This is a genomic window from Ancylobacter vacuolatus (genome assembly GCF_030813595.1).
Classification (GTDB): Bacteria; Pseudomonadota; Alphaproteobacteria; order Rhizobiales; family Xanthobacteraceae; genus Ancylobacter; species Ancylobacter vacuolatus.
Genome location: NZ_JAUSUH010000002.1, coordinates 285,787 through 302,336, shown reverse-complemented (window position 1 = coordinate 302,336; position 16,550 = coordinate 285,787). Strand labels below are relative to the sequence as shown.

The 16,550-nt window shown below is 70.5% G+C and carries 16 protein-coding genes; 3 read left to right on the top strand and 13 right to left on the bottom strand.

Features of this window, described 5'->3' with window-relative positions; all coding sequences use genetic code 11:
- The 9 genes from J2S76_RS05380 to ribA all read right to left on the bottom strand — a co-directional run bounded on the left by J2S76_RS05380 (position 1) and on the right by ribA (position 9,846).
- Positions 1-1,524, bottom strand: a complete 1,524-nt coding sequence (locus tag J2S76_RS05380) for an MFS transporter (RefSeq protein WP_307058238.1) — start codon at positions 1,522-1,524, stop codon at positions 1-3.
- Positions 1,525-1,638: 114 nt separating this feature from the next.
- Entirely contained in the window at positions 1,639-2,394 is a 756-nt protein-coding gene (locus J2S76_RS05375; RefSeq protein WP_307058236.1) for a TSUP family transporter, read from the bottom strand.
- A gap of 39 nt (positions 2,395-2,433) precedes the next feature.
- On the bottom strand, positions 2,434-3,201 hold the full coding sequence (locus J2S76_RS05370; RefSeq protein ID WP_307058234.1) for an SDR family NAD(P)-dependent oxidoreductase: 768 nt from the start codon (positions 3,199-3,201) through the stop codon (positions 2,434-2,436).
- Positions 3,198-4,568, bottom strand: a complete 1,371-nt coding sequence (locus J2S76_RS05365; protein ID WP_307058233.1) for an MmgE/PrpD family protein — start codon at positions 4,566-4,568, stop codon at positions 3,198-3,200. The genes J2S76_RS05370 and J2S76_RS05365 overlap by 4 nt, the downstream gene beginning before the upstream one ends.
- A complete protein-coding gene (locus J2S76_RS05360; RefSeq protein ID WP_307058231.1) occupies positions 4,565-6,070 on the bottom strand; it encodes a tripartite tricarboxylate transporter permease in 1,506 nt (501 codons plus the stop codon). Before J2S76_RS05360 ends, J2S76_RS05365 begins: the two co-directional genes overlap by 4 nt.
- Positions 6,058-6,549 carry a tripartite tricarboxylate transporter TctB family protein gene (locus J2S76_RS05355; RefSeq protein WP_307058229.1) on the bottom strand — a complete coding sequence of 164 codons (492 nt, stop codon included), beginning with the start codon at positions 6,547-6,549 and terminating at the stop codon, positions 6,058-6,060. Before J2S76_RS05355 ends, J2S76_RS05360 begins: the two co-directional genes overlap by 13 nt.
- Before the next feature lie 185 nt (positions 6,550-6,734).
- A complete protein-coding gene (locus J2S76_RS05350) occupies positions 6,735-7,691 on the bottom strand; it encodes a tripartite tricarboxylate transporter substrate binding protein (RefSeq protein ID WP_307058227.1) in 957 nt (318 codons plus the stop codon).
- Positions 7,692-7,804: 113 nt separating this feature from the next.
- Positions 7,805-8,509 (bottom strand): FCD domain-containing protein, encoded by a 705-nt coding sequence (locus J2S76_RS05345; protein ID WP_307058225.1) that lies wholly within the window; start codon positions 8,507-8,509, stop codon positions 7,805-7,807.
- Positions 8,510-8,691: 182 nt separating this feature from the next.
- Positions 8,692-9,846 (bottom strand): GTP cyclohydrolase II RibA, encoded by a 1,155-nt coding sequence (gene ribA / locus J2S76_RS05340; protein WP_307058223.1) that lies wholly within the window; start codon positions 9,844-9,846, stop codon positions 8,692-8,694.
- Between the two features lie 109 nt (positions 9,847-9,955).
- On the opposite strand from ribA, the gene J2S76_RS05335 reads away from it, so the two are divergent.
- Positions 9,956-10,705 (top strand): RibD family protein, encoded by a 750-nt coding sequence (locus J2S76_RS05335; protein WP_370874696.1) that lies wholly within the window; start codon positions 9,956-9,958, stop codon positions 10,703-10,705.
- The gene (locus tag J2S76_RS05330; RefSeq protein WP_307058219.1) at positions 10,692-11,258 is read left to right on the top strand and encodes a cytochrome b; all 567 of its coding nucleotides are present in this window, start codon (positions 10,692-10,694) and stop codon (positions 11,256-11,258) included. The genes J2S76_RS05335 and J2S76_RS05330 overlap by 14 nt, the downstream gene beginning before the upstream one ends.
- A gap of 20 nt (positions 11,259-11,278) precedes the next feature.
- Here the strand turns inward: J2S76_RS05330 and J2S76_RS05325 are convergent, their stop codons facing one another.
- Genes J2S76_RS05325 through J2S76_RS05310 form a run of 4 tightly spaced genes read right to left on the bottom strand, consistent with a single transcriptional unit; the run spans position 11,279 to position 14,562 of the window.
- A complete protein-coding gene (locus tag J2S76_RS05325; protein ID WP_307058217.1) occupies positions 11,279-12,115 on the bottom strand; it encodes a class I SAM-dependent methyltransferase in 837 nt (278 codons plus the stop codon).
- On the bottom strand, positions 12,112-13,158 hold the full coding sequence (locus J2S76_RS05320; protein ID WP_307058214.1) for a glycosyltransferase family 4 protein: 1,047 nt from the start codon (positions 13,156-13,158) through the stop codon (positions 12,112-12,114). Before J2S76_RS05320 ends, J2S76_RS05325 begins: the two co-directional genes overlap by 4 nt.
- 10 nt (positions 13,159-13,168) lie before the next feature.
- Positions 13,169-13,570 carry a 6-pyruvoyl trahydropterin synthase family protein gene (locus J2S76_RS05315; protein ID WP_307058212.1) on the bottom strand — a complete coding sequence of 134 codons (402 nt, stop codon included), beginning with the start codon at positions 13,568-13,570 and terminating at the stop codon, positions 13,169-13,171.
- A gap of 8 nt (positions 13,571-13,578) precedes the next feature.
- On the bottom strand, positions 13,579-14,562 hold the full coding sequence (locus J2S76_RS05310; RefSeq protein WP_307058210.1) for a zinc-dependent alcohol dehydrogenase: 984 nt from the start codon (positions 14,560-14,562) through the stop codon (positions 13,579-13,581).
- A gap of 151 nt (positions 14,563-14,713) precedes the next feature.
- On the opposite strand from J2S76_RS05310, the gene mdoH reads away from it, so the two are divergent.
- The gene (gene mdoH / locus J2S76_RS05305; RefSeq protein ID WP_307058208.1) at positions 14,714-16,528 is read left to right on the top strand and encodes a glucans biosynthesis glucosyltransferase MdoH; all 1,815 of its coding nucleotides are present in this window, start codon (positions 14,714-14,716) and stop codon (positions 16,526-16,528) included.
- Positions 16,529-16,550 lie beyond the last annotated feature (22 nt).

Below are 16,550 nucleotides of genomic sequence, written 5' to 3'. Positions count from 1 at the left end.
CTACCGCACCCGGTTCAGCCGGGTGCGGGCGACGATCAGCGCCAGCATGGCCGAGGCGACGCAGGCCAGCGCCGCGAGGTCGATGGCGTGGGAGAAGGCGCCATGGGCCGCCTGCAGCAGCGGCGTGGCCAGCGCCTCGGGCAGCTTGGCGGCCGCCGTGACGGCGCCGTCCAGCGTGCGCTGCGCCGGCTCCAGCAGCATGGGAGGGATGCCGGCGGGCAGGGCGGCGCCCTCCATGCTCAGCCGGTAGCTTGCCGCCACCAGGCTGCCGAGCGAGGCGATGCCGATGGCGCCGCCGAACTCGAAACTGGTCTCGGAAATGCCGGAGGCGGCGCCGGCGCGTTCGGGCGGCGCGAGGCGCATCACCAGATCGGTGGTGATGGTGCCGGCCGGCGAGAGGCCGAGGCACATCAGCACGATCGCGCCCATCAGCACCGGCAGCGAGGCTTCCGCCCGCAGCTGGGTGAGCAGCAGGTAGCCCAGCGTCGCCGCGACGAGGCCCACCGACAGCACATTCACCGCCCGCCAGCGGCGCACCAGGCGCGGCGTCGCCATCGAGCCGATGGCGAAGCACACGCCGGAAGGCGCGGTCCACAGCCCCGCCTCTAGCGGGCTCATGCCGAGCACCAGCTGGAGATATTGCGAGATGAACACGAAGATGCCCATCACCCCCATCATCGCCGCGACATTGATCGCCAGCGCCGCGCCGATGCCGGGATGGGCGAACAAAGCGAGGTCGATCATCGGGTCGGCCAGCCGCCTCTGGCGGGCAATGAAGAACACGACGACCACCAGCCCCAGCGCCAGCGCCGCGCCGGCCTCCAGGCCGGGGCCGTGCTCGGCGATGCGCTTCATGCCATAGACCAGCGCCAGCACGGCGGTGACGGACTGCAGCGCGCTCACAATGTCGAGCCGGCCGGCGGTCTCGTCGCGGAATTCCGGCAGCAGCAGCGGCCCGGCGATGAGCAGGACGAGCATGACCGGCACGGCGGCAAGGAACACCGCGCCCCACCAGAAATAGGTGAGGATCACCCCACCGACCAGCGGGCCGAGCGCCGCGCCTGACGAGAAGCAGGCGATCCACACGCCAATCGCAAAAGTGCGCTCGCGGTCGTCGAGAAAGATGTTGCGGATCAGCGAGAGCGTCGAGGGTCCCAGCGTCGCCCCGGCAAGGCCGAGCAAAGCGCGGGCGAGGATAAGCTGTTCGGCGCTGCGCGCCATCGCCGCCAGCACCGAGGCCACGGCGAAGGCCGCCGCGCCGATCAGCAGCAGCTTGCGCCGGCCGATGCGGTCGCCCAGCGTGCCCATCAGCATCAGCGCGCCGGCAACCATGAAGCCGTAGATGTCGATGATCCACAGAAGCTGCGCCGCCGAGGGCGCGAGGTCGAGCGCCAGATGCGGCACGGCGAGATTGAGCACCGTCAGGTCCATCGCATAGACGAGGCACGGCACCGCGATGACGGCGAGCGCCAGCCAGTCGCGCGGGCCGGCCCGGTGGATTGCGGAGGAGGTGGCGACGTCCATGTGCGGCTTCCTGCTGGGCGTCGACGGCGGCCTGTTGCCTCCGGCGGCGCGGCCGGCCTGATTAGCCGATTGCGGGCCGGTCGGCCAGTTCGCCGGATGGCGGCTGCCGCTGCGCTACGCCATCAGCGCCCGCAGACCCTGGAGGATGAGCACCAGCCCGCCCACCACCACCACGCCGTCGAGGACGCGGATATGGGCGCCCTCGGACAGGGTGCCGACCAGCCGCCGGGCGAGGAACACACCCGGCGTCGCCGCCAGCCCGATCAGCACCGCCATCACCCAGGAGGCGAGCGGGAGCGCGCCGGCCGCCTGGAACACCCCCACCTTCACCACGCCGAGCACGAGCGAGATTCCGGCATCGGTGGCGATGACAGCCGTGCCGTTCAGCCCCGCCGCCAGCAGGATCGACAGCAGCACCACGCCGGTGCCCGCCGTGCCGCCCATCAGCAGCCCGAAGCCGGCGCCCGCCGCCATCAGCCCCGGCCCGTCGAGATGGCCTTTGAGCCGGCCCAGCCAATGACGGACCGGGATGGCCAGCATCAGCACCGTCCCGATCACCACCGACACCCCGGCCCCCGACAGGCGGGTATAGCCATAGGCCCCCAGCGCCGAGGTCGGCAGCGCCACCGCGACGATGAGCACGGCCCGGTGCGGATCGAAAGCGCGGCGGAAGGCGAACAGCCGGCTGGTATTGGACAGCATGGCGGAGACGGCGATGACAGGCACCACCGCCTCGGCGCCGATGATCGGCAGCAGGATGGGCGGCATCAGCAGCCCGGGCCCATAGCCGGTGATGCCGCCGGCAATGCCGGCGACGAAGGCGACCGCCGCCACCAGCGCGTAGTGCAGCAGGCTCACATCGCCGAACATGGCGGGCCCCTCTTCTGGTCGGCCGGGCGAGCCCGCCCTTCAGGGCAAAAATGCGCCACCATTGACGTGGACGGTCTGGCCGGTGAGGAAGCGGGCCTGTGGGCCGGCGAGATAGGCCACCATGGCCGCGACTTCCTCCGCCGTGCCCTCGCGCCCGACAAGGGTCTGGTTGCGGGCATGGTGGGCCGGGTTCTTTTCAGCCGAGGCGTGGCTGCGGTCGGTGCCGATGCGGCCGGGCGAGACGAGGTTCACCGTGATGCCGCGCGGCGCCAGCTCCACCGCCAGCGCCTTGGTCAGCCCGTCCAGCCCCGCCTTGGCGGCGACCACATGGGCGCGGTTCGGGGCGCCGGTATAGGCGGTAAGGCCGCCAATATTGATGATCGCGCCCGCCGGCACGGTCGCCAGATGCGGGATGGCGGCGCGGCAGAGGAGGAAGGCGCCGTCGAGGCAGATGCCGGTGATCTCGCGCCACTCCGCCAGGCTCATCGCCTCCACCGGCCTCTCGCGGCGGATGGCGGCGTTGTTGACGAGGACATCGAGCCGGCCGAAGCGCTCCAGCGCGTGGGCGACGATGAGGTCGGCGGAGGCTTCGCGGGCGACATCGGCCAGCACCGACGTCGCCTGTGTGCCCAGAGCCTCCAGCTCATGCACCACCTGTTCGGCGGCGTCGCGGTCCGAGCGGGCGACGATGACCACCGCCATGCCCGCCGCCCCCAGCGCCAGGGCAATGGCGCGGCCGATATTGCGCGAGCCGCCGGTGACGATGGCGACCGGGCGGGAGGCGCTGTCGGAATGGGACGTGCTCATGCGCTCTCTCCCAGCGCTACCTTCCCGCCGCCGGCAATGGCGTCGATAGCGGCATGGAGTGCCGCCGCCGCCGCCGCGTCGCCGCCGCCAAAGGCCACATTGGCGTTGAACTTGGCCACCAGCTCGGCATCGGAAAGCGGCTCGCGCGCCCCGCCGCGCATGTGCGGCTGGCGGATCTCGCGCACCGAGCCGTCGGTCAGCGTCGCCCGCAGATGGCCGGTGAAGTTGCGCGGATACTCATCCGCGGGGTCGATCTCATAGGAAATCTTCGCCGCCAGCGCGCGCACGTCTTCACGCCGGGTCTGGGCGTCGGTGAACTGCACCAGCCCGGCCGCCCCGTCGAGAAAACCCACCGCCATGCAGAAGGGGGTGGAGAACTTGCCGGCATAGCCGTTCGGCACCGCCTGCTTGGCGGCCAGCGGCTCCCACAGCCGGTGGACCGTGCCCTCGCCCGCCTTGCAGGTGAGGCTGACGATCTCCTCGGCGCGCACCCCCTGCCGGGCCAGCGCGATGGCGCAGTCGATGAAGGGCTGGGTCATGGTTCCGCAGGCATAGGGCTTGAAGGCGATGGTCGGCATGATCCAGTCCGCGCCCAGCCCGTCCAGCAGCGGCGCGAAATTCGCCGTCTTCGACGGGGCGAAGGCGCGGAAGAAGCCGTGGTCGCCCTCGAACACCGTGGCCGGTCCGACAAAGCCGCCCTCCGCCAGCAGCGCCGCGCGCAGGCCCGCCTGCGCCGCCGCGCCGGGGTGCAGCCGCTTGGTCCAGGACCCGTCGGCGAGATATTCGATGATGCCGGAGGCAAGGCTCCCGGCAATGCCCAGCGCATGGGCGAGCCGCACCCGGTCGAGCCCGATCGCTGCTCCAGCGGAGGCCGCCGCCGCCATCGCGCCGATCACCGCCGTGGGGTGGAAGCCGGCCTTATGGATCGCCTGCGGCGCCACGAGGCTGAGCCGGCTCATCAGTTCGGCACCGATGGCGATGGCGCGCATGACGGCGGTGCCGTCGAGCCCGCGATGCTGGGCGAGGGCGAGCGCGGCCGGCACCACCACCACGCCGGCATGCACCGGCCCGCCCTCGAAGGTGTCGTCATAATCCTCGCCATGCGCCGCCGTGCCGTTGACCAGCGCGGCGTCGTAGAGGTTCAGCCCCCGCGCGTGGCCGATGGCGGTGCAGGGCCCCGTGCCGGCGGCGCTCGCCAGCGCGGCGCTTGTATAGGGCTCATGCCGGGCGGCGAAGGCGAGGCCGCAAATATCGAGCAGCAGGCGCCGGCTCACCGCCACGGCGGCCGGCGGGGGCGCGGCGGTGGCGGCAAAGCTGGCCAGCCGGCCGGCGACGGTTTCCTCTGAGATCGCGCGGTGCTGGTTCACGAATGGGTTTCCTGCATCTGGGTCCGGCGCGCGTCGCGGTATTCGCGGGCCAGCGAGAAGACGATGAAGAACAGGGCGGCGCCGAGCAGGCCGACGGCGATCGGGTCCTCGACGAAGATGTGGAAGTCGCCCCCCGAGAGCACCAGCGAGCGCCGATAGCTCGATTCGACCATGTGGCCGAGCACGACGCCGAGGATCATCGGCAACACCGGGAAGCGGGCCAGCCGCATCAGATAGCCCATCAGACCGAGGGCCAGAGCGAGGCCGAGATCGAACGGGCTGTTGTTGAGGGTGAACAGGCCCGACAGGATGAGCGCCAGGATGAAGCCCGCGCGGTAGGGGCGCGGCCGGTTCACCAGCCACACGCAGGCCGGCAGGATCAGCACGCCGACGCCGATCTGGGCGATGATGGCGATGAGCGAGCCGACATAGAGGCTGTCGATCACCTGCGGGTTCTGCTCGAACAGGCGCGGGCCCGGCAGCAGCCCGTGCATCAGCAGGCCCCCCAGCAGCACGGCGGTGGAGTTCGAGCTGGGAATGCCGAAGCTGAGCAGCGGGATCAGCGCGGTGGAGGCCACGGTGTTGTTGGCCGCCTCCGGCGCGGCGATGCCCTCTTCCGAGCCCTTGCCGAATTTTTCCGGCGTCTTCGACCAGCGCCGCGCCTCATTATAGGACATGAAGGCGGCGACCGAGCCGCCCCCGCCCGGGGTCAGCCCCTCGAACAGGCCGAGGAAGCAACCGATCGCCTGCGAGCGGCGCAGCTTGCGCATCATCGCCCAGCTGGGCAGGCGGATGCGGATCGAGCCGCCGAGCTGGGTGACTGACGTGGAGCCGGACTGGCTCATCAGCTCGGTCAGCGCGAACAGGCCGACCATCACCACGACAGGCTCGACGCCGCTGAGCAGGTCCGCCACGTCGAAGGTGAAGCGGGTGACGCCGGAGATCGGGTCGGTGCCGACGGTGGCGATCATCAGCCCGACCACCGCCGAGGCGAGGCCCTTCAGCAGCGAATCCCCGCTCATCGAGGCGATGACGCTGAGGCCGAGTATGCCGAGGGCGAAATAGGAGGTCGGCCGGAAGGCCAGCGCCAGCCAGGACAGCGGCTCGGTCAGCAGCGCCAGCATGGCGAGGCCGAACAGGCTGCCCACCACGCCGGACATCAGCGAGATGCCCAGCGCCTCGCCGGCCCGCCCCTGCCGGTTCAGCTCATAGCCGTCAATGACGGTGGCGGCAGAGGAATTGGTGCCTGGCGTGCGGATCAGGATGGCCGGAATCGAGCCGCCATATTCCGCCCCGATATAGACGCAGGCGAGCAGCGCGATCGCCATCGCCGGGTCCATCGTGTAGGTGAAGGGCAGCACCAGCGCCATGGTGATCGAGGCGGAAATGCCCGGCAGCGCGCCGCCGAGAATGCCCCAGGTCAACCCGATTATGGCGACCGGCACCAGCGGCGTGGCGGTGAGAAGATGCAGGATGTCCCAGAAAGTGGTCACGAGAGCCATCCCTGAAAGAGGGTGCCGGCCGGCTGGTGGACGCCGAGCAGCTTGACGAAGATCGCCCAGTACAGCGTCGCCCCGCCCAGCGCGGCGGCGGGCACCACCCAGCTGCGGGCGGCGCCCTCATAAAGCGCAACGCCGGCGATCAGCAGCGCGACGGCGAGGAAGTAGCCGATGAAGGGCAGCAGCACGACATAGGCGCCGCCGATCAGCAGCAGGCCGATGGCGCGCGGCAGCGGCGCGCCTTCCTCCTCCTCGGCCGGGGGTGCCACCGGCACGCTGGCGTGGCGGGCGGCGAGGGCGACAAAGGCGGTGCGGGCGATCAGCGCCAGTCCGATGAAGGCGAGCAGCATCGCCAGCAGCCGGGGCAGGCCGGTGGCGCCGATCTCGTCCGACAGCGTGCTCTCGGCGATGGAGCCGGTGGCGATGTAATAGGCGGCGGCAAGGGCGATGAGCACGCCGCCGCTCAGGAAGTCCCGTTTCATGGTGCGTCCTCGGGGGGCGGAGGGGGCGCGGCGCCGGAGCTTTGCCGGCGCGGTTTCCAGCGTGCGGCGCCGGGGGCTTCGCCGGCGCGGTTTCCGGCTTGCGGCGCCGGGCGCTTCGCCGGCGCGGTTTCCGGATTGCGGCGCCGGGGGGCTTCGCCGGCGCCGCTGGCGAGGGCGGCGGGCGGCTACTTCACCGCGCCGGTTTCCTTCAGGAACGCCTCGGTGGTGTCGGCGAAGTTGGTGATGAAGGCCTGGTACTGCGCGTGCGGGATGTAGTTCGGCACCAGCACCTCTTCCGTGTAGCGTGCCTTGTAATCGGGGTCGGCGAGCACGTTCTTGATCGCCTCATCCCACACCTTGGTGACATTGTCAGGCAGGCCCTTGGGCCCGGCAAGGCCGCGGAACTTCACCAGCGTGACGTCGAAGCCGCTTTCCTTGACGGTGGGAACCTCAGGCTTCTCGGGGATGCGCTCGGGATTGAAGGTGGCGAGCAGGCGGATCTTGCCGGCGGCGAGCTGCGAGCGCAGTTCCTGGATTTCGCCGATGCCGATGTCGAGCGTGCCGTTCATCACGTTGAGCATCATGTCGCCGCCGCCCTCATGGGTGACGATGGCGGCGTTGACACCGGCGGCGCGCTTGAGCTGTTCGGCGGCCTGCCGTTCCAGCGAGGCCGGGTTGGCGGCGCCCCAGCGGCCGCGCTCCTTCTTGGCCTTGTCGATCACGTCCTGCAGCGTGTTGAACGGGCCGTCGGTGCGGGTGTAGATCACCTCGCTGTCGGCGAACAGATTCACCAGCGGCTCCAGGTCCTTATAGGTGGCGGAGGGCTTGGAGAGCAGCGACGTATAGATGTAGGTCGGCGTGGTGGCATAGAACACGCTGCCATCGGCCGGCGCGGCGGCGACGCGGGCCACCGCCTTGGCGCCGCTGCCGCCCTGCACGTTCTCGACGATGAAGGTCGCGCCGATATATTTGCCGAGATATTTGGTCAGCTCGCGCAGGAACACGTCGCTGCCGCCACCGGGGCTGGAATGGGTGACGAGGGTGACGACCTTGTGCGGATAGGCGAGCGGTTCGGCGTTGAGGCTCAGCGTGCCGAGCCCCAGGGCCAGTACGGCCAAAAGGCCGGTCAGGGTCTTTCGCATGGACTTCCTCCCAGGGTGCGGGGCCGCCTCTGCCGGGCGGTCTCCCGATGAGTGTGTGACGGGCTCGCGGCGCGCGGCGTCCCCTTGGCGCGGGAGCGGCGCGTCGTCGTCTCTCAGGCACGGCGTTCCTCGGCCCGGGCGAGCGACACGGAGCGGGCCAGAAGCCGCTCCTTGCCGCGCTCGACATGGTCGAAGCTGGTCTGGTAGGCGCTTGCGGCGTCGCGGCGGGCGATCGCCTCGACGATGCGGGCATGCTCCTCGTTGGAAAGCTCCAGCGTGTTGCCGGTCATCAAATTGCCGGCACGGTAGAGCCGCAGCTGCTTCACCAGCCCGCGATATTGCGCGGTGAGCACGCCATTGCCGGCCTGCTCGACGATGAAGTCGTGAAAGGCGAAGTTGAGCGGGTAGTAGCGGTCGAAATCATGCGCCTGCGCCGCCTCGGTCATCTCGTCGAGCAGGGTGCGCAGCCGGGCGACCTCGCCAGCGTCCGTGCGGCTGGCGAGAAGCTGCGCGGCATAGCCGAACAGCGCCGCGCGCACGCCATACATCTCCACCACCTGCGCGATATCGAGGCTGCGGATGAACACGCCGCGATTGGGCAGCAGCTCCACCAGCCCAAGCGCCTCCAGCGAGCGCAGCGCCTCGCGCACCGGGCCCCGGCTGACGCCGAAGGTGGCGGCGAGCTGGTTCTCGTTGATCCGCCCGCCAATGCTGAGCCGGCCATCGAGAATCATGCTCTCGATCTCGCGCTCCAGCAGCATGGGCAGCGAGGTGAGGCGGAGGAAGCTGACATCATGGGCGGCGGAGGAGGGCGACATGGCGAGAGACTACGCCGCGAGTGTAAAGTGTCAACAATTTAATGTCGTCATAGTGCATTCGACAGCGCGATGCGCGGCGCGGTACCGGCAAAGAAAAACCCCGGCTCTGGGGAGCCGGGGTTGAGGCGGGCCTTCGAGGCAGGAAGGCCTGGGGAACGCGAAGTAAAGCGAGGGCGGCGCCGTCAGCCGCAGGAGGGGGGCGCGTGGTGGTCCAGCGCGTCGAGATCGAGGAAATGGCCGGCCCGGTCGCGCTTGGCGGCGAGGTAGCGGATATTGTCGGCACCGCGCCGTCCATGGGCGCGCTCGACGCCGGAAACCTGCAGCCCCGCGCGGGTGAGCGCGGCGATCTTTTCCGGGTTGTTGGTCATCAGGATCACCCTGGTATAGCCGAGCTGGCGCAGCATGGCGGCGGCGAAGTCGAAGCGACGGCCGTCGAGATCGAAGCCGAGCGTCTCGTCCGCCTCATAGGTGTCGAGCCCGTCGCTCTGCAGGCGGTATGCGCGCATCTTGTTGGCGATGCCGTTGCCCCGCCCTTCCTGGTCGAGATAGAGCAGCACCCCGCCGCCGGCCTTCGCCATCGAGGCGAGGGTGGAGCGCAGCTGGTCGCCGCAGTCGCAGCGCAGCGAGCCGAAAAGATCGCCGGTCAGGCAGGCCGAATGCAGCCGCACCAGCACCGGCCGCGCCGGATCGGGCGCGCCGACGATGACCGCCACCTGTTCGCGCATGCCCTCGCCGCCGCGAAACACCACGAATTCGCAATTGCGCGCGGTCAGCAGCGGCACCGGGGCGCGCGAGACGATCTCCACCCGCGTCGCGCGGTCCTCGCCAAAGCCGGTGATGGCCTCGGCCCGCACGGTCAGCGCCGGCAGGGTCAGCCCCGCCGGGGCGAGCGGGCCCATCAGCACGGCGGGCAGCATCAAGGCGAGGGTGGCGAGCTGCAGCGCCGCGGCGGCCGCCGGGTCGGGTTCGACCAGCTCCTCGCGCAGTTCCGCTCCCGCCTGCGCGCTCACATCCTGCGCGATCAACGCCTGCACCCGCTCGCTGCCGAGCGTCGAGGCCGGGATCGCCATTGGCTGCGCCCATTCCGGCCGGCCGAGGGCGCGCAGGCGCGCCGGCGTCAGCACCAGCTGCAGCGCGCCGCCGGCCAGTTCATCCAGCGCCGCCAGCCGCCCGGCATCGGCGAATTCGGCGCTCGCCACCAGGAACAGCCGGCCCGCCTGCGCCAGGATGACCGGGCGCCCGGCCCGCATTTCGGCGATGGCGCGCTCCGCCTCGGTGAGGGAAGCGTCGCCGAAGAGGCTCGCAATCGTGCCTTCGCCCGTCGCGCTATTGGTCATTTGAGGCCTCTTCAGCTGCACCATTTTCGCATCTCGCACGTAGTAGTTACGGATGTAGGGCGCACACGGACCAATGCCGCCAGCGCCCTCTCACCGAACGCGAGAGACCATGTCCAAGTTGCGGAGGGCTTCCTTGAATCGTCGCGAAACACCGATCGATCCGCTGGCCGCGCTTTACGAACCGATCCTTCGGCCGCGCACGGCGCCGTTCATTGTCGCCCAGATCGGCCAGTCGCTGGATGGGCGGATCGCGACGCCGACCGGAAAATCACGCGATATCAATGGCCTAAGCGGCCTCGACCATCTGCACCGGCTGCGGTCGTTGGTCGATGTCGTGGTGGTCGGCGTCGGCACGGTGGTCGCGGACGACCCCCGGCTCACCACCCGCCGCGTTCCCGGCCGCAGCCCGGCGCGGGCCGTGATCGACCGCACCGGCCGCTCGGCGCGCGACGCCAAATGGCTGGAGGCGGATGGCTGTCACAGGATTGTGTTCACCCGCAACGGCGCCGGCTGGCCCGCCGAGGTCGACCGTATCGGCCCCGAGGGCGAGGCCGATATCTTCGAGCCGGCAAAGCTCATCGCCGCTCTGACGGCCCGCGGCCACCGCACCATCCTCATCGAGGGCGGGGCCTCGACCGTCTCCCGCTTCATCGATGCCGGGCTGGTCGATCGGCTGCATGTCTGCGTGGCGCCGATCATTCTCGGCTCGGGCCGCCCCGGCCTCGCCCTCAAGCCGATCGACGGGCTGGAGGGCGCGCTGCGCCCGCGCGTCGACACCTATCTGCTCGACGACGGTAATATTCTCTGCGACTGTGACCTGCGCCGGACCGGCGAGGGAGGGACGCATGTCGGCTTCTGATCGGAACGTGCCGGCCGCGCCTGTGCGCTACGGCCCCACCGCCCGCGTCCTGCACTGGCTGGTCGCGCTCATCGTGCTCGGCCTCATCCCGCTCGGGCTCTATATGGTGTCGCGCGGCGAGGCGACCGGTTTCGACGCGCTGACCGGCTCGCTCTACAGCCTGCACAAATTTGTCGGCTTCCTCGTTCTGTGGCTGATCGTGCTGCGGATGCTGGTGCGGCTGCGCGGCGCCCCGCCGCCGGCGGCGACGCTTACCCCGTTCGAGCGCGTGGCCTCCGTCACCGTGCATGGCGCGCTCTATGCGCTGCTGCTGGTCGTGCCGCTGCTCGGCTGGGCGGGGGTGTCGGCCTATCCGGCGCTGAATGTGTTCGGCCTGTTCGATCTGCCGGCGCTGCTGTCGCCGGACGAGGCGCTGGCCAAGCGCATTCTCGGCCTGCACGGGCTGCTGGCGCAGATTCTGGGCGTGCTGGCGCTCGCGCACATCGCCGCCGCGCTCTACCACCGCTTCCTCAAGCGCGACGGGGTGATGGCGCGGATGTGGCCGCCCTTCTGAGGCGACGCCGCCGGCGCGCCTCAGGCGTGGCCGAAAATGTCGCGATGGCCGATCCTTACCCTCTCCGCCGCCGCCCGCGCCTGCGCCCAGCGGGCGAAGTCGGCCTGCCGCGCCGGCTCGATCTGCCCGGCGGCCTGCGCGAAGCCATCGGTGAGCGCGCCGATGAGGGCGGCATGGGCCGGGCCGAGCACCCACGGGCTGGTGCCGGCGCCGTATTTATAGCCGTGCTGGCGCAGCATCTGCGCCAAGGCCTCGCTTGAGGCCGGGCCCAGCGCCGGCCCGAAGCCCTTGTCGCCGCGCTGGTGGCGGTTGAAAGCGGCGATCACCCGCCCGTCCAGCGGCTCGGCGGGATGCCATTCGGCCTCGCCATCATAGTTCAGCACCGCATAGAGCGGCAGTTTTCGCGTCGCCAGCCGGGCGACGAGGCGCTCCAGCCAGTCCTCGGAGACGAGGTCGAACAGCGCGGCGGCGGTCACGAGTTCCGCCCCGACATCGCTGAAATCCAGGTCGCGCACGGTGAGGTCGGCCTGCTCGAAGCTCACCTCGATCACCCGCCCGTCCCGGTGCAGCTCAAGGCCATCGGCGTTTGGCCGTGCCGTCTCGGCCCAGGCTGCGAGGTCGACGCGGGCCCGCTCCAGCAGCGCCGGGTCGCCATCGATCAGGTGCCAATGCTGGCGGGGCGGCAGGTCGCCGGCGAGGCCGCGCAGATTCGAGCCAGTGCCGCAGCCGAGATCGACGATGGTGAGCGTGTCGCGGCCGGCGAAATGCGCCCGCATCCGCGCCGCCTGCACCGGGTTGCGGGAGGCGTGGTCCACCGGCTCGCGCAGGGCGAGCCAGTCGGCGGCAAAACCGCTCATCGGGGAATCTCCTTCAGGGCGGCGAGAAGCGTCGCCGCAGTCTGCGTCCAGGTTGGCAGGGATTGACCATAGTGCCACGCCGCGTCCGCCAGACGACAGCGTTGTTCCGGTGCGTCAATCAGCCGTCGCAGCGCGGCGGCGAGGCTCACCGCATCGCCCGGCTCGGCGAGCAGCGCGGCTTGCGCCGGCACGGTGTCGGGAATGGCCCCGGCACGGGTGGCGACAACAGGCAGGCCGTGCGCCAGCGCCTCGGTCAGCCCCATGCCATAGCCTTCGAACAGCGAGGCGGTGACAAAAAGGTCGGCGGCGGCGAATTCGCTGGCCAGGCGTTCGGGCGACAGCGCGCCGGTGAGGCGGATGCGCGCGCCGAGCCCGTGGGCGGCGATGCGCGCCTCGACCCGTGCGGTCTCATGCGCGTCGCGATCGGTGGCGCCGACGATGTGGCAGGTCCAGTCCTGCGCGCGCAGATCGGCCAGCGCGTCGACCAGCACGCCATGGGCCTTGCGCGGGATCACCGATCCCACGGCGAGCAGCCGCAGCGGCCGGCCGGTGCCGGTGGCGCGCGGGCAGGGGTCGGTGCCGGGCAAAGCGACGCTCAGCCGCGCGGCAGGCACGCCATAATCCTCCACCAGCAGCCGGGCGGTGGCGGGGCTGGTGGCGATCACCGCCGCCACTTCCGCCAGTGCCGCCCTTTCGCTGGCGAAAAGCTGCGCCCGCTGGGCCTCATTCAGCCCGCTCTCCAGCGCCAGCGGGTGATGCACCAGCGCGGCCAGCGGCCGCCCGAGCCTCCGCAGCAGCGGCGCTGGCAGCGCGCCGAGGGCGAGCCCGTCGATGAGCACCGTCTGGCCGGGCGGCAGGGCGTGCAAAATCGCCGCGCTGGCCTCCAGCTCCGCCGGGGAGGGGATCGGGAAGCCGCCGGGCAGCGCGACATGTATCAGCCTGCCCCCGGCGCGGGGCGCCTCCTCGATCACCCGGCGGTCATAGGCATAGCCGCCGGTGGGAAGGCCGATGTCGCCGGGAATGGCAAAGGCGATGTCGGTCACGCCGGGCGCCTTAACCGAGGCCGGATTCGAAGCTGGCGCGGGCGAGATCGGTCTCGTGCAGGGTGACGCGGATCTTCGACAGGCCATGCCCGTCCTCGCCGAGCGCCCCGGCCTTGGCGGCGGCCGCCATGGCGTCGAAAATGTGCTTTGCAAGAAATTCGGTTGTCGTGAGCGTGCCCGCGAAGGCCGGCAGCGTGTCGAGATTCTGGTAGGCGAGCGGCGCCAGCGTCTGCTTCAGCACGTCGAGCGCGGCGCCGATGTCGACCACGACGTTCTGGGCCGTCAGCGCCTCGCGGAAGAAGGCGACATCGACCACGAAGGTCGCGCCGTGCAGCCCCTGCGCCGGGCCGAAGAACGGGTCGGGCAGCGAGTGGGCGATCATGATGCGGTCGCGGACTTCGACAGAGTACATGGCATTCCTCATCGGTAATCGAGCAGGATCGCCAGCGCGTCCTCGCCCCCGGTCAGAAGTGGCGGCAGCCGTTCCGGCGCCGTATCAAAAGCGACGACATGCGTGACCAATGGGTCGAGCCGCGCATCGTCGAGCAGAGCCAGCGCCTTGGCGAGCCGGCGCGCATGCGGCCAGCGTGGCCGACGCGATGGAGATACGGAACCCACCTGCGAGCCGATCAGTTGCAGCCGCCGGCTGTGAAAACTTTGACCGAGGGGAATCGTCGGGGCACGGTCGCCATACCAGCTCACCTCGACCACCTTGGCCTCGAACGCCGCCGCCGCCAGCGCGGTCGCCAGCCCGGCGGCGCTGGCGCTGGTGTGGAACACGAGGTCGGCATCATCGCGGATATCTTCCGGCAGGGCGAATCCGGCGCCGAAATCCCCAGCCAGCGCGGCCCGCACCGGGTTCACATCCACCAGCGTCACCTCGGCGCCGGGAAGCCTTGCGGCGAGCGCGGTCAGCAGCAGGCCGATCACCCCGCCGCCGACGATGGTGATGCGGTCCCCCGGCCCGGCGCCGGAATCCCACAGCGCGTTCAGCGCGGTTTCCATGTTCGCCGCCAGCGTGGCCCGCTCCGGCGGCAGACCATCGGGTACCGCCATCGCCGCCGCGACGGGGAGGAGATAGCGGTCCTGATGCGGATAAAGCGCGAAGATGGCGCGGCCGCGCCATTCCGGCGGGCCTTGTTCCACCACCCCGACGCTCTGGTAGCCATACTGCACCGGAAAGGGAAAATCGCCGTTCTGGAACGGCGCGCGCATGCGCTGGTGCTCGCTCGCCGGCACCGCGCCCTCCAGCACGAGGCGCTCCGTGCCCCGGCTCACCGCCGAGGCGAGCGCGCGCACGGTGAGCATGGCCTCGCCACGGGGGCCCAGCGGCGCGCGGCGCAGTTCATAGCGCCCCGGCGCCACGCACCAGAGCTGCGTGGCGGTGTCAGACATGTCGTCCATTACTGATGGCACTCCCCTGCCGCATTCGCGTGCATAACAGCATCACGGTGCGGTTAGATCCCCAAAACCACGTGAACCACCGGCGCCGGGCTGCGTACAAACCCGGCGATGTGCCGCAGGGGCACTTCGCGTGTGTCGAACAGAGGGCCGCATGAGTCTGGATGAGAAGGTCGCCGAAGGGCGTTTCATTCCCGCCGAGCGGGCGGAAGGCCGGACGCCGACCGGCGTGCAGTCGCTGCGGCAGCTGTTCCGCCGGCGGGCGCTGGTGTTCACGCTCATCGGCGCCACCTATGCCGGGCTCGTCGCCCTGTTCGCCCATCTGCTCGGCCATGGCGGCTTCACGGTGCTGGACGGCTTCCTGCTGGCGGCCTTCTGCCTCTCCACCCCGTGGACCATTCTCGGCTTCTGGAACGCGCTCATCGGCCTGTGGCTGGTGCACGGCCCGGGCGATGCGCGGCGCTCGGTCTATCCCTATGCCGGCCGGGCCAGCGACGACGCGCCCATCACCTCGCGCGTCGCCATGGTGATGACGCTGCGCAACGAGGACCCCGCCCGCGCCTTCGCCCGGCTGCGCGCCATGGAAGGCGAGATCGCCGCCAGCGGCGCCGGCGCGCGCTTTGCCTGGTTCGTGCTCTCCGACACCACCCAGCCCGAGATCGCCGCCGAGGAAGAGGCGCTATTCGCCGCCTGGCAAGCCGAGCGTGGCGAGGGGGCGGGGATGCATTATCGCCGCCGGAGTGAGAATAGCGGCTTCAAGGCCGGCAATATTCGCGACTTTCTCGACCGCTGGGGCGATGAGCACGAGCTGATGCTGGTGCTGGATGCCGACAGCTTCCTCGGCGCCTCCGCCACGCTGCGCCTCATCCGCATCATGCAGGCCAATCCGCGCCTCGGCATCTTGCAGAGCCTGGTGGTCGGCCTGCCCTCGCCGTCGCCCTTTGCCCGCATCTTCCAGTTCGGCATGCGCCACGGCATGCGCTCCTACACCATGGGCGCCTCCTGGTGGGCGGGCGATTGCGGGCCCTATTGGGGGCACAATGCGGTCATCCGCATCGCCCCGTTCAAGGCGCATTGCCACCTTCCCGTCCTGTCGGGCACCGGGCCGCTTTCCGGCCACATCCTCTCGCACGACCAGATCGAGGCGGTGCTGATGCGCCGCGCGGGCTACGAGGTGCGGGTGCTGCCGGAGGAGATGGACAGTTTCGAGGAGAACCCGCCCCACCTCACCGAATTCACCCGCCGCGATTTGCGCTGGTGCCAGGGCAACATGCAGTATTGGCGGCTGATCGCCCTGCCGGGGCTCCGGCCGATGAGCCGGTTCCAGATCGCCTGGGCGATGCTGATGTATGTCGGCGCGGTGGCCTGGATGGCCTTCATCGCCCTCGCCGCGCTGAAAGTGTTCGATACCGAGCGGGCGGACGGCCCGTTCCCCGCCGCGCTGGGCCTCACCCTGTTCGCCACCATGTTCGCGATGAGCCTCGCCCCCAAGGTCGCGGGCCTGCTCGACATCGTGCTGCGGGCCGGCGAGCGGGCGCGCTATGGCGGCACGGGCCGGCTGGTCGGCGGGGCGCTGTCGGAATTCGTCTTCTCGGTGCTGCTCGGGCCGGTGGTGGCCTTTCGCATCGCGCTGTTCATGATCGGCCTTGCCTTCGGCCGCACCGTCACCTGGGAGGCGCAGTCGCGCGATGCCGAGCGCCTCTCCTGGCGCACCGCCCTGGCGGGTCTGTGGCCGCAATTTCTGTTCGGCGGGCTGCTCGCCGGGCTGCTCACCGCCTTCGCGCCGGGAACGCTGCCCTGGGCGCTGCCGGTGCTGGTCGCCCTGTTGGGCGCCGTGCCCTTCGCGGTGCTGACCGCTGAGCCGGCGCTCGGGCGCTGGCTGAGCCGGCGCGGCCTGTGCGCCACCCCGGAGGAGGTCTCCCCCACCGGCAGCCTGCTGGCGCTGGACGCCGCGCAGCGGGCCATGTGAGGCCCCGCGGGCTGTTGACAAC